General features: G+C 40.4%; 12 protein-coding genes and 1 pseudogene. 2 read left to right on the top strand and 11 right to left on the bottom strand.

The genetic code is table 11. The annotated features are described in order from the left end of the window. Positions 1-164: 164 nt before the first annotated feature. The 6 genes and pseudogenes from HWQ38_RS28580 to HWQ38_RS28560 all read right to left on the bottom strand — a co-directional run. Positions 165-3,290, bottom strand: a pseudogene (locus HWQ38_RS28580) (DNA methyltransferase); the annotation flags it as partial. A 365-nt stretch (positions 3,291-3,655) separates the two neighbouring features. After that, positions 3,656-6,094 carry a DISARM system SNF2-like helicase DrmD gene (gene drmD / locus HWQ38_RS28575; RefSeq protein ID WP_366933350.1) on the bottom strand — a complete coding sequence of 813 codons (2,439 nt, stop codon included), beginning with the start codon at positions 6,092-6,094 and terminating at the stop codon, positions 3,656-3,658. Then, a complete protein-coding gene (locus HWQ38_RS40590; protein ID WP_366933349.1) occupies positions 6,067-6,804 on the bottom strand; it encodes an SNF2-related protein in 738 nt (245 codons plus the stop codon). The genes drmD and HWQ38_RS40590 overlap by 28 nt, the downstream gene beginning before the upstream one ends. Positions 6,805-6,993: 189 nt before the next feature. Next, a complete protein-coding gene (locus HWQ38_RS28570; RefSeq protein ID WP_292800641.1) occupies positions 6,994-7,242 on the bottom strand; it encodes a helix-turn-helix transcriptional regulator in 249 nt (82 codons plus the stop codon). A 201-nt stretch (positions 7,243-7,443) separates the two neighbouring features. Beyond that, positions 7,444-7,569 (bottom strand): hypothetical protein, encoded by a 126-nt coding sequence (locus tag HWQ38_RS28565; protein WP_292800640.1) that lies wholly within the window; start codon positions 7,567-7,569, stop codon positions 7,444-7,446. 34 nt (positions 7,570-7,603) lie between these two features. After that, a complete protein-coding gene (locus HWQ38_RS28560) occupies positions 7,604-8,032 on the bottom strand; it encodes an ASCH domain-containing protein (RefSeq protein WP_292800639.1) in 429 nt (142 codons plus the stop codon). Positions 8,033-8,718: 686 nt separating this feature from the next. On the opposite strand from HWQ38_RS28560, the gene HWQ38_RS28555 reads away from it, so the two are divergent. Further along, positions 8,719-9,264, top strand: coding sequence for a hypothetical protein (locus HWQ38_RS28555; RefSeq protein ID WP_292800638.1), 546 nt, complete (start codon positions 8,719-8,721; stop codon positions 9,262-9,264). 173 nt (positions 9,265-9,437) lie between these two features. Beyond that, positions 9,438-10,262 carry an IS5 family transposase gene (locus tag HWQ38_RS28550; protein ID WP_292800637.1) on the top strand — a complete coding sequence of 275 codons (825 nt, stop codon included), beginning with the start codon at positions 9,438-9,440 and terminating at the stop codon, positions 10,260-10,262. Between the two features lie 463 nt (positions 10,263-10,725). Here the strand turns inward: HWQ38_RS28550 and HWQ38_RS28545 are convergent, their stop codons facing one another. The 5 genes from HWQ38_RS28545 to HWQ38_RS28525 form a co-directional block, all read right to left on the bottom strand. Continuing rightward, positions 10,726-11,622, bottom strand: a complete 897-nt coding sequence (locus tag HWQ38_RS28545) for a hypothetical protein (protein WP_292800636.1) — start codon at positions 11,620-11,622, stop codon at positions 10,726-10,728. A 150-nt stretch (positions 11,623-11,772) separates the two neighbouring features. Next, entirely contained in the window at positions 11,773-11,904 is a 132-nt protein-coding gene (locus HWQ38_RS28540; protein ID WP_292800635.1) for a hypothetical protein, read from the bottom strand. Between the two features lie 88 nt (positions 11,905-11,992). Continuing rightward, complete coding sequence (locus tag HWQ38_RS28535; protein ID WP_292800634.1) at positions 11,993-14,575, bottom strand: TIR domain-containing protein; 2,583 nt, start codon at positions 14,573-14,575, stop codon at positions 11,993-11,995. A gap of 96 nt (positions 14,576-14,671) precedes the next feature. After that, entirely contained in the window at positions 14,672-15,190 is a 519-nt protein-coding gene (locus HWQ38_RS28530) for a hypothetical protein (protein WP_292800633.1), read from the bottom strand. A 57-nt stretch (positions 15,191-15,247) separates the two neighbouring features. Continuing rightward, entirely contained in the window at positions 15,248-15,460 is a 213-nt protein-coding gene (locus HWQ38_RS28525) for a hypothetical protein (protein WP_292800632.1), read from the bottom strand. Positions 15,461-15,566: the final 106 nt, after the last annotated feature.

Here is a 15,566-nt window from a genome sequence, read left to right as displayed (position 1 = left end):
CGTAGTTGTAAAATATCGGGGTGGCGTTCTTCAGGATCGTGAAAGCGGTTGTATGTGTCGGTGAGTCCCTGGTTGTTGCGAACCATTAAGGCGGCGCGATATTCGTAGTAGGTTTTACCAGCAGTTTCTAGGGCGGGGTTGGTTTCCCAGTTTTCGGGGAAGGGGTAGGTTTCAAAGCAGTCGGAAGGGGAGTAATTAAGCCCGTCTCCCAAAGTAGAAGAAAAGAATCGCGCAAAAACTTCATGAGTAAAGCTTTGTAATAAAGCAAATGACGAATAAGTAGATAATGCAAAAATATTAAGCTTGTGAGAATAAACTATATTATTTGGCAAAAAAGTAAACGAAAGATGTTTACTAACGATGCAACAAACTAATACACAATCCAAATATGTAGTTGCTTTCTGTAACTCTGGTCTTGTACGTCCAAACTGCCACCAATTTGCTTTTAGCTTAATACCATCAGATGTATTACGAAGTAGCATTCTTTGAGGCTTTACTTTTTCTTCTACAATCTTCATTAAATCGGGATATTCTCTAGCTTCAGCCTCACTCATTTCTCCAAAATTAATTACATACCGATGATGATTGTGAACTGGGCTTGAATTTACTTCGTCTCCCCCAATATAAGGAAATATTCGCTCTTGGTTATTTGGATTTTCTGTAATCAAACGCTGCATTTCAGAAATAGGTGTAGCGCCAGGATTATTATCTTCAAATGTAAAGCCTTTACCCAATATATAATAACCGTTAAAACTTTTGTTAAGATTTTCTATTAATACAGTTGGGTTGTCATTACCACCAGCATGAAATAAGAATCCAGAAATTTTATTTACTTGCCGCTTATCTAAAAATTTTAATCCTTTGTAATTTTCTTTAAAAATATGAATTACGCTAACTACAACTGCTGCTATACCAACCCATTTAAAACGTTTTTGTGCATTATAAATTATACCGCCATGATTACATATATATCTTAATCCGCCATCCCGTGTATCACCTTGAGCAATTGTATTTGTAGCAATCAAACCAAAAGAGGCAGATTGTCTTAACAGCATAAATGCTCGTCTAAAAAAGTGAGCCACTAAATCACAATTGCTATTGGTTTCTGGATTTAACACAAGCAGCCAATCTCTATAGCCATCTCCCAAAACTGTACTAATACGTTTACCACCCAAAAATGGCGGATTACCAACCATCGCATCAAACCCCGGATTATCTCTATCAAATACCTCTGGAAATTCAATCTCCCAATTAAACGCCGGAACTCGTTTCTTACCAAACCGCAACTCTGCACAAATTCGCCTGACATCTAAATCATCTTCTTGATTTTTCTGCCTGTTATAAAACTTCAACCATAAATTATCACGCTCATCCTTTCTCGCCTTATCCTTATCCTTAGCGAAAAATGAAGCAATAACCAAATCCCCTTTTAGCCGAATATCATGCAACTCTGTTTCTATATTGTCGTAAAAACCACGCTTGGCTGCATAATTATCATCATCTAACTTGTGAATTTCATCTCTGTCAAACCTCACCTTCTCCATTGACAGATTAATCAAAGGTAAATTTGGGTCTGTATAAGTCTTGTCTTCATCCCAATTAAACGTTTTAATTTGTTCAGAAGTCAACCCAACTAAAGAATCTCCCCACTTTAAAGCATGGTCTAAAAAAGTAAAAGGATGAGATTTCGCCAAAGTCAACAACCACAAAGATAACTTAGCCAAATTCACCGCAAAGGGGTTTTTATCCACACCATACAAACACCGTTGCGCCACTAACCGCCGCGCATAAAGTAACGGTTCTTCATCAATGGGAATTTCAGGTAATACGTTTTGCTTATTCCACGCTTCAACTAATTTATCAGCCAACTGACGACAACTTTCAACTAAAAATGCCCCCGAACCCATCGCCAAATCACAAATTTTCAACTCTAAAATCTGCTCTGGTGTCGGATTTTTCCCCAAAGCCGATAAAATCGGTCTGAGGGTTTCTTTCACAATCGGCTTAGTCAACGCAGGAGGCGTATAATGAGTACCACTACGCCGCCGTTCTTCCCCAGGTTGCAAATATAGATAACCCGCAGGCATTACACTCGGCATTTTTGGTGATATCTTGCATCCTAACGCCGCCACTAAATCCTCTGCTGTCCTCGCGTCCTTTAGCTCAGTCAGAGATTTACCAGTAATTTCGCAACCTGCAACATCCTTTAAATATTTAGCCCGTTCTCCCGCCTTCGTTTTAAGAACTTCCTCAACGCTGACAACCACCGTCACCGAAGATTTAGAACCTTTGGGTTTACTCCAAACAGCGATAGCACGACTACTTGCTCTTTCTACCTCATAGCCCATAATCGCTTCATAAACAGACCCAATTTGCTCAACATCTAGCCAACGGTAAGATAGACGTTCTCCATCCAGTACCAGCAATCCTTGCAAAACCCGGTGAATTACCCCATCTGACACGCGAGGAGGTTCAATACTTTCCCCAGTCTGATATTGTGTAGACTGGAGACGACCTTCTAAAAACGCATATTCATCTGGGTCAAATAGTTGTCCATGACGGGCTGGTAAATATAAATCAGCATGACCGCCGCCATCGTAAACCAAACGAAACAGACTCAGCAACCATGCCCAAGCACCATACCTCTGATCCATTGTATCCGGGTAGTTGCCGGCATCTGACCGCAAGCGATCGCAAAGTCCACTAACTGAGTAATAGCGGGTATAAACTGCATCTTGAGACATCAGCCCCCGGTCTTCTGCGTAAAGCAGGAACACCAACCGCAGCAAAATAGTAATCAGTCCGCCATAAATATGCTGTGGTGCAGTGGTGGCGATATCACTCACTAAATGGCTATTAGTCGTTGCATCTGCTATTTGGAAGCCGCGCAGTAAATCCCATAATGCCTCTAATACCTGCTCTGCAAGCTTAATAGAGACATCGTTTTGATATTTTCGGCTTTTTTCCAGGATTGCAGACAAACGGCGATCGCTAGGGACATTAAACAGCCGATCAGCACAGAGCAACATCTCCATTGCACCCAAAATCAGCCGCCCAGATACCTCACACATCGCTTGTACAGGAAAAGTCAGGTGTCCCGATGACTCCCCAGGTGGTGCATAAACCAAACGCAAATCTGTACCGTTGCACAATAGCCCAGTATAAACCTTTGTTTCTTTTAAAAGGCGCTCAAACTTAGATTGGGGGCTGGCGTGCCAACCAGTAGATTTACTGTCCTCTGCGCCAGCATTGTCAAGTTCAGTACCATCAGCAAGCACCTGTACCAGCATCATCCAGCCGCCATTTAGGTCGGGTACAGAGTATGTGGGTGTCAAAACTTCGTTGTAATCTGGTAGTGCGATCGCTAATGACTCTGGACTGACAACTAAATCTTCTGGTTGCCAACCTAAAACATTAATAGTAAAAGCCGGAAAGTCGTCAATTGCAAAGGTTTCCTTCTCTATGTCACCAGAGAGGGGTTTACGTCTGGCAAGTTCTTGTAATATTTGTTGCAGTTCCACCACATTGCGGTTAACCACAGCTTGTGCTGCTGACAATGCTGGGGGAGATACCACCAACCCCACAGGTTGGAGAAAGCCTAACCATTCTTTATGTAACCGAATTTCTGGATCATTTGCCATTATTTACACTTTCTCTAGCCGGAAATCGGCCATAAATAAATCACGCCGACCGGTTCAACCCGTACTGCTTTTACTTTGTAGGCGGCTTCAATCCGGGCTGGTTCTGAAATTAGTTCCAGTGCGATCGCTTGAAGGCGTTTTTCCCAATGGCGACGGTCTGCATCCAATTGACGCTGTTCCTCTATAAATGGAAGAGACATCTGCACTGCTTTAGATTCTTCCTGACACTTGATAATTCGCGTCTGTTGTGACTCCAAAATCTTTTTCATCTCAGCAGCTTCTTTAATACCCCGATTGGTGAGCTTTTTCTCAGCACTTTCTGCTAAAGCTGTGGCGCGGCGTTCCAGATGGGGAATTAATTCTGCGATATCTTGGGCGGCACTTTTTTTCAGTCGCTCTTTCACCGCTTCGGGAACTTCCAGTAAGTGGGGAGAAGCTAGGGAATTTTCAAGTAATTCCAGTACGTTGTCTTTCTCACCTTCTCTTAAAGGTTGAAGTTTCTTGCGTCCTCGGCTGGTTGGGTCTGACCACTCTGCTGCGACTGCAATCACTTGGTCGTGTAACCGAGATGCCCGTTCACCATACAGAGCCAGTCTTCCCAGCGTAATAACCTTTGGCATTGGGTCATTAGTCAGACAAACACAAGCACGAGTTAATTCATCATGCAAGAAACCCTGAGCTAAAAACCTGCTCAGTAGACGCTGGACAATTCTGTGTTCTAAATGCAGATGAACTACATCCCCATCTAAAGAACCAGGATCTCGAAAGACTACAGGACGAATCGGTGCTGATTTTCGCCATTCCCAAAGCTTTTGTCCGATTTTCCGAGGTGTTCTCAGGGTATCAAGTGTAGTTGACCATGTTGGATCTGCACCAGTACGCTGATCAAGAGCCGGAATTGTCCAACGCGCAGTTACAGGATTATTAGCAACCTCATTCACATCAACAGGGGCAAGTGTTGGAACTCCCAGAATTTCTAAAGAAGCGGAAATGGCATCACGGAAGTGGTGGTCATCTAGTCCCAACCAATCCCGCGAATCTTTCAACATCTCTTGTAATTGCTCAACTTGTTTAGTCAAATCCTGTTGGCGGAGTCTGGCTTGCTCCAGTTCTTCATTAATTACTTGCGTGTTTACTGTTTCCTGGTTAAGTAGTTCTGCCTTATTTATTGAATCGGTAAGATTATTTACTTCTTGGTGGCGAATACCATTAGCCAGTAAACGCGACACATTTCTTTCAACCACTGGTGCAAGGCTGCCGAGTTCTTGTTGAATCGTGGCTGTTTTCCGCACGAGTACGTCCAATACTTTGTCTTCTGTGCGTTGCGGTAGGATAAAGTAATAACAATGGACAACAGGCGATCGCTGTAATTTGCGGTCAATCCGTCCGTTACGCTGTTCCATCCTCGACGGGTTCCACGGCACATCAAAGTGAAACAAGTCAGCACAGTTATTTTGGAGGTTTACCCCCTCCCGTGCTGCATCTGTAGCAATCAGGATACGCAGGGGATGACGTGCAGGATCAGCGTTAAATGCACTTTTAATAGCTTCGCGGCGTTCTTCTCCAATGCCCCCGTGAAATACATCTATGCGTTCATGTTCGCGGTTAGAATTAGCGATCGCACTTTGTAATTGCTGTTGTAAATAACGTTTAGTATCTGTATATTCTGTAAAGATGATTACTCGCCGTTCTAACCAAGCAGCATTCGGTTGACCCAAATCAGGACAGAGATTTTGGCGAATCCAGTCTACCAGTTTTTGAATCCGGGGATCTGGCTGGTAGCGAGAGGAATTGGCAACATCTGCCATCTCATCTAAAATTGCTAGTTCACGGGCTGTTTGTCCCGCAGCTTGCATACTAGCTGCTGCCATTTGAGCATCTTCTTCTGCTTGTACTTCCTCTTCGGAAAATTCAGCCCGTTCGTCATCAGCACCAGGGGATTCAAACAGCAACGGGAGACTGGCTTGATGTATGGGAGTCCGGTTAACTGCTTGTTTTTCCATCCCCGTCCGATGCACCTTTAAAGTCCGAGCAAATGCCTCAATGGAAGACAAAAGACGCTTTTGTAGTGAAGTGATTACTAACATCGCCGTAGTCTGGGTAGACTTCGCTGCATCTTTGAGCTTTTCCTCACGCAGATTGCGATACTGTTGCAGCAATCGGGATAATTTTAGTTCGGGCGCGTCTTCTGGCAGATTATCAATAACTATAGGAAGAACGTAGCGTTGGGGAAACTCTTCTCCGATCTCCCGTAAATCTTGCTTTAAACGCCGCACCATTACAGTGTCCAGCAACTTGCGATTACGAACGGGTACTCCTCGGCAGAAACGCTGGGGGTCAAGGATTTCTAGTAAGGCGGCGAAGCTGTTGGAGTGTCCGTTGTGGGGTGTGGCAGAAAGAAATAATTTGTGTTCAAAACGCGGTGCTAAATTTCTAACAGTTTGAGCATGGATGAAGCTGCAAAATCACCAAGCCAGTCCCGCAAAGGTGCGGCATAAGTTTCATCTCGTAGTAAAGCGTGGGAAATAATGAACCGGGTGTGTGTCATCCAAGGGTTAATTCCATAACCCCGTTCTTGACGACGCGCAGCAATAAACTCACGATCCAGAATCATGAATGTGAGTCCAAAGCGACTCTCCATTTCCTCTTGCCATTGCCTTACTACTGACGGCGGACACGAGATAACGACTCGTTTAACCTTTTGCCGCATCAACATCTCACGCAGTATCAGCCCTGCCTCGATGGTTTTACCTAAACCGACATCATCGGCAATAAACAAAGCGACTCTCGGCATCAGTAAAGCTTTACGTAGTGGCTCTAACTGATAAGCTTTGACTTCTATACCCGCTCGGTAAGGAGCTTGGAAAAGCTTGGCATCTGTGGAAGTTACGCAATTCCACCGCAATGTGTGCAAATAAGCCGAAAATAAACGGGGATTATCAAAACCTCGGTTAGCGATGGAATCCCAAGATGTCGCCTTTACGACTTTGGCATCTATCTCCCGTTCCCATAGGACTTCTAGCGATTCTCCTAATGCATCATCTTCTAAACAAGAAAGACTAACTTTAGTGTCTTGCTCCTTAGTGGGTTTAGACACAACCTCTTCTACAAGATACTGCCGCGATCGCACCCGCACAATCTGTCCAGTTACAATGTCACTCACTCGTGTCTTCCTCTGAATAGACTTGTAGCAGCTCTTTTTTAGTGAAAATCATTCCCCTTCCTCATCAATCTCTCATTGCTAGATCAAATCTGCGTAGGTGCAGCCTGCCGTAGGCATTGCTTTTCATCGCAAGCGCCCACACCAAATTTGAGCAAGTATTACTCCTCTAAACAAACCTGCTTTCCAGAATTAATCTGGTAAATGTTTGGTCAACAGTTTCTGCCCCTGCTCACCCATCTCTTGCAGTATTAACTCAATTTGCCTCATTGCCATAGGCGACGGCTTGGCGTGTCCATTTTCCCACCGATTTGCAGTCGGATAAGTCACACCCAATGTTGCGGCGAATTGCTCTTGTGTTAAACCAGTACAAATACGGAGTTCTCGGATGAGCTGACCAACTTCTGGTTGGTTGATTATCAAAGGTTTTTTGATGGTCATTTAGCTCAATTCCTACTACTTTATGTGATGAATGATATATGTTTCATTACATCGTAGTAGTGATCAAGCTGAATTGTAAGTTCGAAAATATACCGAATTTTTTCATAAAGCTCGTGTTGATCACGTAATTATGCTTAAGTAGCTATAGTATATTGTACTACTTAAATAATACTGTTTTTGGTTAACTCTCAGACTGTAGCTTTAGAAAAGCTTTGCAATTGACTGCTCATTTCGGTCACTAAGCCGTGCTGCTGCTGGTTCAAGTTCTATGTACTCTAGTTTCATTTCTAGCCAGTTGCTTTCACAAAAACCAAGTGCAATGCTCATTAGCTTAAAATCCCTTGATTGCAGTTCGCCACAATTATTGCTGTGAAACGCTCTTTGTTAGTAAATATTTTTTTATCTGTTCACTTGCTAGAGTGAAGACTACTTTTCTTTCTTCGTTAGTCGCGCCCCAAAATATAGATTGTGACCCTGCACAAGCTACTGGTGATTTAAACTCAAAAGCCTCCGATAGTTGGTAGGCGTACTCTTCATAATTTGTTTGTAAGCAGCCTGTAATCTTGCAAGCTCCGACAATTGCGCCACGTTTTACTGTGCTTGGATTTATACCATATTCACTAAAGTATTCATCACTTGCAGAGGATTTTGATGCGTGAATCAGCACCCATCCTTTTCGATTTGTAGGCTTGCTTCTGTATTCTTCTCGTTTGATACGTCGTACAATTGCGTATGCAAAGGGAGGATGAATTGAAATTGCTTTTAGCTTTGGTGGGTAGTTTAATTGCATTACTAGTTTTCTAAATTAGTAGGTGATTTAAAAGTCGATTTAATTATAAAATTAATAAACTTAAATGTTAATTGAATAATTACGTACTTGGATGGCACATAATTTCTTTCGATGTATGTATTTTCCTCAAAAATAATAAATTATGGGAAGTTCGCTACAAAGTGATTTTCCAAAACTGCTAATGCCCATTGATTAGATACTTTTTTAGTCATCATCCTCTGGGTAAAGGTGAACTTTTTCAGTAGTTACTAACTATTGAATGATTTCGTATCGGGCTTCAGTTTTGTCAAAATGATTCTAATACCAAATTATTGTGAGACTGCATGAAACAGTATAAGGGTGAAAGGATTGCCAAGCAAAGGTTCTAGCTTTCTCATTCTATGCAACTTCATACAAAATTGGTATAAGAGCAATGTAATTTTGTGACTGCTTAAAATTTCAGTGCTAAATCATCTATTTAGGGGTACGATCATATCTAGCAAACACCGCAAAATTATACTAATAGATGATTGTGCTGCGTAGTGTGTCCGTATCAGCAAAAGAATACACCATCGCACTTCTTAGTATTGTATAAGTATATATTCGTAGCGACAACGTACTATACATCGCTTATGATCATTATTTTAAGAACTAGCTAAAAACTAGCGTAAATATTCTATCCAAAATTTATAAATAATATTGAAGCTATGAGCAAAACAAGTTGGTTTCCTGTTTGGCTACCTAATCCACAATCGGGGATGATGGCTATGATATTAGCAATACCAGCGTACTTTGGCGCAACTGTAATTTTTGCATTTGAATTTTGGCGTTATTCCTTAGTAGGGGGTCTTCTAGTTATTACAGGTAATAGCGGTGGCGGTCTACTTTTTTTCTTTATTGTTTCTGTGGGTGCATTGTTATTGGCTCTCATTTGGTTTTCAATTTTGGCAGGAGCGTATTCATTTCTACTTAAGTTTCTCTGGTCAAATCCACCGCAATGGCTAAGATTGCCAAAATTTAGCTCATTAGTTATTCGAGATTTCGGAATACTTGTGTTATCAATTTTGCCAATTGTTGGGATTTTTACAATTTATACTTTGTTTATTACTGGTTTGAAACAGAGCTTGACTGATTTTAGAACACCTAGACTACGCTATGATATTTTTCTGCTAAGATTTTGGTGGCTTTGGTTCATTTCTGCTGCTTATCTTTACAATTTTTTTATGAAAAAAAGAAGTATTGTCATCAAGTGACACTAATATTTTCAGTATAATAAATATCCTTGACCAAGCTGCTGTAATAATTTTAAAAAACTGGTTAGAAATGCGTTGCTGGTAGTTTCACGCCCCAACACTAGAACTCTTGCAAAAGTCTTTTGTGATATGATTAAGAATTTGGGAATTTACGATTAGGACAATAATAAGCAGTGAAATTTTGGAGAGCTAAACAGCTTACCTCAAGAAAATTTAAACGACTCACCGGAGTAAGTCGTCAAACCTTTCAGTTAATGGTTAGTTTAGTTAAAGCTGATGAGCAAAATAAAAATAAACCAGGTCGTCCTCCTAAACTAATTATTGAAGACCAAGTTTTAATGGTTATTCAATATTGGCGAGAGTACCGTACTTATTATCATATAGGATTAGATTGGGGGCTTTCGGAATCTGCGGTCTGTCGAACAGTTCATCAAATTGAAAATATTCTAATTAGTTCAAGAAAGTTCAGTTTACCTGGAAAAAAAGAATTATGGAAAATGTCATCCCAAGAAGATTTGGTTGTAATGGATGTGATGGAAAGTCCAATTGAAAAACCTCATATTGGGCAAAAAAGATTTTTTAGCGGTAAACAAGGAGAACATACGTTAAAAACGCAAGTAATTATCCATCAAAAAAGTAGTAAAATCATCTGTTTAGCGCATGCTTTGGGGAGAATTCATGATTTTAGGCTATTTAAAACCAGTGGTGTAAGATTTGGAGAATTACTCAAAGTTATAGCTGACAAAGGCTATCAAGGAATTAATAAAATTCATCAATTAAGTGAAACCCCGATTAAAAAACCCAAAAATAAGAAGTTGACAAAAGAACAGAAGAAATATAATCGAGAACTCAATCGATTAAGAATCACTGTTGAACACGTAAATCGTCGTTTAAAGATATTTAAAATTTTGTCTGATAAATATCGAAATCGTCACCGACGTTTTGGTTTAAGGTCGAATTTGATTGCCGGACTTTATAATCACGAATTAGCCCTATAAATCGGAGTAAAAAATCAAATAGATTAAATAATTTCAGTCATTGATTAATTACTGAAATGATGTTTTTTGTCAATTTATTTAGTTAGCGGTAAGCGAAGCCATGCCGTAGGCTTATCGCTAGATAATACTTAATCGAAGAAATTGATAAATTCTGACTATTTTAATTGCCAATATCTGAAATTAAAATAACCCTTAATTATACCACAAAATATTTATGCAAGAGTTCTATTGAGTTTGGTTCATTTCTAGCCAGTTGTAGAGTGGGAACTGAACTCTGTTGAGCGCTGTATAAATCATGTAGAGGGGTTCTACAGCACTCAACTAAACAACTGGCTCCGGCTGGATGTCAAGAAGCGGGAAGTTTTATCTTTTCCCTCGTACAACTTCTTCACTGTCCCGTTGTGTTGCTAACTCTATTGAAACTGCAACCCGAAAAAATTGAATGCCAAATTGCCAAAATTGTTCAGGGTCTTCTCCCATACTCCGACTCCAGAAGCGTCAACAATTTCTCTTCCACAGCCGTTAAATAGGGACGATTCACCTTCCCCAACGACTGCAACAGACTTTTGACTGTCTCCTCTAGCGAATCGAAATACACCCGACTAATGCGATCGCTCAAGGAGTGGATCTGCTCACATTCGGCTGGCAAGTAATTGTAAGATTTGAGGTGCTGCAACCCAACGGCGTACTCGCCATCCCACATTTTCACGTTGCAACTAAAGTCATTCACTACGCTGATAATTGCCCAACAGCCACCTTTGCCTCTGAGTTCGGGGTTGTCTTTGACCACGATTTGGCACACTTCGCCGATTTGGTAGGTATTGGGTACTTGGGTTCGCTCCATGATGCACTGCACAACATCTTTCACGATTCTCCCAATTGGCACTTTCCCGCCAGCAATTTCTACTGATCTTAGCCACACTTCCTGCTGCTGTTGAGGTTCAAGCTTTGTCATGGGCCGGACTTGGCGTTCGCTAGTCGGCAAAATGTGATCGTTCCGATCACATTTTTCAAGCAAATTATCAAAAACAACAGCCGCATCCATTAAAAGATAAGACTGGCGACGACTATGACCAAAGCGATCGCGGCAATAATCTTCAAACGTGCGGTGACTTGAACGGTAAAGTCGGCGATCTCGTAATTCTGCCAACGCCTTCCCCGCCTCAAAAAACGCCCGCTCCACTTTCCTCTCCAAGTGCAGGCGATCGCTTTGCTCCTCCTGGGTCAACTCTGTTACTTCAACAGCAGTAACTGTAATCGTTGCTGAACCTGGATCTAGTTGCGAGGAGATATCCTCGTTTGTTGAATCGGTAGATGAGGGAGAAGCGGCTTTTTTGCGTCTAGAAGGTGGACTATTCATATTTCCACATCCTCTAGTTCGACAATATTTTTTTACGGTCAATTGCAACGTATATTTTGGGCGTGGTTAGAAACTCCGGCTCCTTCTCTAAAAAAACAGAGGGGAGAGCAAGAAGATTGATGGTCTGAGGGTCAATCATCTTTGCTCTAATCACGGTTGCACCCCAAACTCAATGCCTAAAACCTGCTCAATTCGTCTTAGCGTAGGCAGTGGCAATACTTTTATCCACTCTTGCTCAATTGCATACCAATTGGCAACAGAAATGTCAGCCTTAGCAGCCAATTGATTAAAAGACCAAATTACATAGTCGTAAACAAAGCTTGGAGCGGTATGCTAAAGCTTTTACCATAATTCTGGAGTTGATTAAATACTAATCAATATCGAAATAACTATCAATTTCCGTTGCCAATTCAGCTTCGTTAATGCTCGTTAATTCCGCTTTTAATATCGTTAGCTCTGCATCAAGCTTAGTTCGCTCACTATCAGGTATTACACAAGTGTTTAAGTATCCTTGTAAAACATCTCGTCGAATACCTTTATAAGATTTACTTGACTTATCTCTAATCTCTGTAATGAGATAAAAAGCATCTTCATACCGACTACGAGCAATCGCCAGTCTAGTTCTTAATCCTTTACGAATATCTGAATTAATTGCTCCAAACTGTTGATTGCGCTCTATTTCGTTCAGTATACTTTCTGCCTCGTCTACTTTTCCATTTACAATCTTGCACAATGCTAAGTGAGCTAAAGTTTGAAATCTAGGATTGTTATCGCTAGACTTCGCCTTCTCAGCATCTTGTTCCGCTACATACTTATCGCCTAATAAAAACTCAAATCTTGATTTCCTGTAATAGTGTGCAGACTCATCAATATATTGCAATTGCTCAATGGATCTTTTTGCAAGATTTACATCACCCAGTGCTATAGCTATTTGAGCCTGCAAATCTAAGGCATAGAAGTTAACGCGCTTTTTATCCTGTTGTCTCTGTAGTACTTTCTGAACACACTCATTTGCTTTCTCATAATTTCCGACAAAAAAGTAGCAATGACCAAGTTCTCTATTAAGTGCTTCATCATCCCTACCATACCTGCGTGATTCCAAGTAAAAATCAATAGCATCCTGGTTTTTTCGCTGCTTTCTATTTAAAAAACCTTCCAGATAATAGAAGTTTCGGAGTGGGGCATACTCCTTAAATTTTTGTATTTCTTGCTCGGCTTCCTGCCATTTTTCCTGATGGATAAAAGCTTTAGCTCTGTATGAAATAACTGTTTCATAGTCAGATTTATTCTTGCAATTATTTAATGCTACTTCGGTTGCTTCAATAACCTTGGGATAATTTCTTTCATGATCATATAAACTCTTAATAGTTTTAATTAAATCAGTAAACAAAAAAATTACTTTTCTCTGAATTTTTTTATCTTTAAGATACCAAGATGCTCTATAAAGGATACGATGTAAATCAAGACGTTGTTCTTCATAGTTAGGATCATCAATTAGATCAATTATGGATTTAACCAATATTTTGATGACTTCAAATCCTGTCAATCCAAAAGCTTTAATTGCAGCATCTTCAATCGGATCAGATACTCGATATAGTCCATCCTCTACAACAACAAATGATAAATCAATTAGGCGTGCTAAGTTATTACTAGTAATGATTATATCTTGCAAAACAGTTAGTGTAATAACCCTTAGTGGTAAAGGACTATAACTAGCAAGTAAGCGAAGAATATCCTTTTCACTTTCAGACAGTTTCTCTTTTGAAAAATGCTTAAGGAATTGATCGATTCTCAGTTCTACAAATCTGTTTTTATCTGCTAATACAATGTCAATGCCATATTCTTCTACTTGTTCCATTGCTGCATACGCTGAAGGTGGATAGCCAGCAGTGTATGCAGCAAGTTCGGATATTTCGTTGCTTTTTAAGGATTTTTGTCTTGTACTGCTAACCCTAAGATACTTTCTATCTAAGGTTCTAATAAGCAATTTTTGATCTTCTGTTTTAAGAGGATTAAGGCGAATTCTAACAATAGATTGATTACCATTAAGTGGTCTACGGTTAGACACAAAAGCTATGTATGCTTCATCATTTAGCGAAAGTTTTTGAATTATTGATTGGATAGGTTCGGAGAGATTTCCATCACTATCAAATAATCCACCTTCATCTAAAAAAATTGGAAGTTCACCATTATTTGTCATTCTACGGAGATTTACAAGCGTTCTATCTAATGCCTCCTCTTTAGAAAGTGCTTGAATCTCCCTCATGATCTGTTGAAAGCGTAAATCTGTAGTATAAGGTTCATTTAAATTAGCAACAGAGCTACAGATGTCTTGAATACTAAATCCCTCACCTAGTCGAAAAGGACTCTTTAAAGGTTTCAGCCCAAGACTATCTTCTACAACCTGTTGAATAAGTGATCTACGACCTATCCCTGGTAGTCCGGTTACAAAAAAAACGTGTGGAGGGAATTCAACGTCAGCTGGAGTCAACGCTTCTTGTAGAGTCTGAATATCTCCAGTTCGTCCAACAAAAGGATTTTTTCGTTCTTCTCTAAGCTGGTCAAGATGAGTGCGAATTTCTCTTGCAACACTTTTAGCAACATTACCACGCTGAATCTTGGCACGTTTTAACCAGATTGGAAGCTGCTCTATATCAATTGAATCCGTAATGATAGAAACAAGAGATTTTTGTAAATTTCTTTCAAGTTTTTTATACCATGCTTCTTCTACTTCAAAATTCACCCAGTCTGATAACAATGAATTCTTACTTGCAAACAGAACAAATACTGAAGAGGAGTCTAATCCATCTTGAATTGACTGCTTAAATTCAGTGCCCGTTTCAAATACTTGCTTGTCAACAATACAGTGTTGGCGACCTAGCTCGTTTGCAACAGCTGTAACAAATTCTTTATCTTTCGATGAATGAGACAAGAACGCTTTGGCGATGGACATTTGTGGTTGCCTTAACCTTGCTATTGCAGTTTGCGCTATCATAACCAAAACTTTAAAGAGCAGGGACAGATGTATGCTTTTGCAGTTGCAGCTTCTTCAATCAGCCTTATTCGGTTTTTCTTCTTTCACCCCAGCAATTACCGCCAACGCATTCGCATACTGCTCCAAGTCTTTCCTTAACAATTCCAATTCATCTCTTAACTTTGGTTCTTCAGACCAATTGCACTCGTGTTCTTTCGGACTCTGATGCGGCGGTCGTTGCGCTTCCCATGTCTGCAATAATGGATGCCACTTGGATAGGAACGGACGCAAACCATTATTCAACACTGCGATCGCAATTCCGCCTACTGAATCATGAGTTGCTCCCACATCTGGGCCACCCTCTCTAAGAACTTGTCGTGTCACAGGGAACAAATTGTACAAGGATGATAAAGCCTCTCGCAAAAGTCCATTGTCTGGTTCCAAAGGCTGAACAGCAATGCGGGTTACAAGTTCAACATATAGTGACCAAGCTGCTCTACGCTCTGTCGGATCTGCTTCCCATTCCACAGAACCTATTCCAAAGGGAAGGCTGAAAGACACTTTTTTGATTTTAGCGGGGTCAGATTTCGGCATGAATTTGTCACACTGTTAAGGATTAATTCTTTATAAGTTAAGTTTAAATCATACTTTTTACTTGCTTGTTCTCTCAACCTCTAATGCTGATACTCTTTTTTCTAATTCAGTAACTCTGCGTGTCAGTGGCACATCCTCAGCACAACCTAAGTAATGAGCTAAGGCATCAATCATCACTTTTGTTTTACTCATGCCATTCTGCTTGGCATAACCAATTAACCTCTCTTCTAGCTCTGGCGGAATTCTGATACTAAATTGCGGTGAGATCATACTGTAAATTTCGAGATACAATATTAGTGTAGCAGTGTCCTTTTTGTGTGGCAGTAAAAAATATTTAAGCTTTGAGCTAATTAAGTAGAAAATAATATGTCTTATA

It is taken from the genome of Nostoc sp. NMS7 (assembly GCF_017115085.1).
GTDB lineage: Bacteria > Cyanobacteriota > Cyanobacteriia > Cyanobacteriales > Nostocaceae > Nostoc.
Note: the sequence above shows the minus strand (reverse complement) of the source record. Positions and strands in the feature narration are given on the sequence as shown.

Bases quoted from the DNA above. Each gene is read 5' to 3' on its own strand.
- HWQ38_RS28565 (WP_292800640.1), bottom strand. From the start codon at position 7,569: ATGAGCATTGCACTTGGTTTTTGTGAAAGCAACTGGCTAGAAATGAAA.
- HWQ38_RS28560 (WP_292800639.1), bottom strand. From the start codon at position 8,032: ATGCAATTAAACTACCCACCAAAGCTAAAAGCAATTTCAATTCATCCT.
- HWQ38_RS28525 (WP_292800632.1), bottom strand. From the start codon at position 15,460: ATGATCTCACCGCAATTTAGTATCAGAATTCCGCCAGAGCTAGAAGAG.
- HWQ38_RS28555 (WP_292800638.1), top strand. From the start codon at position 8,719: ATGAGCAAAACAAGTTGGTTTCCTGTTTGGCTACCTAATCCACAATCG.
- HWQ38_RS28530 (WP_292800633.1), bottom strand. From the start codon at position 15,190: ATGCCGAAATCTGACCCCGCTAAAATCAAAAAAGTGTCTTTCAGCCTT.
- HWQ38_RS28535 (WP_292800634.1), bottom strand. From the start codon at position 14,575: ATGTCCATCGCCAAAGCGTTCTTGTCTCATTCATCGAAAGATAAAGAA.
- HWQ38_RS28570 (WP_292800641.1), bottom strand. From the start codon at position 7,242: ATGACCATCAAAAAACCTTTGATAATCAACCAACCAGAAGTTGGTCAG.
- HWQ38_RS28545 (WP_292800636.1), bottom strand. From the start codon at position 11,622: ATGAATAGTCCACCTTCTAGACGCAAAAAAGCCGCTTCTCCCTCATCT.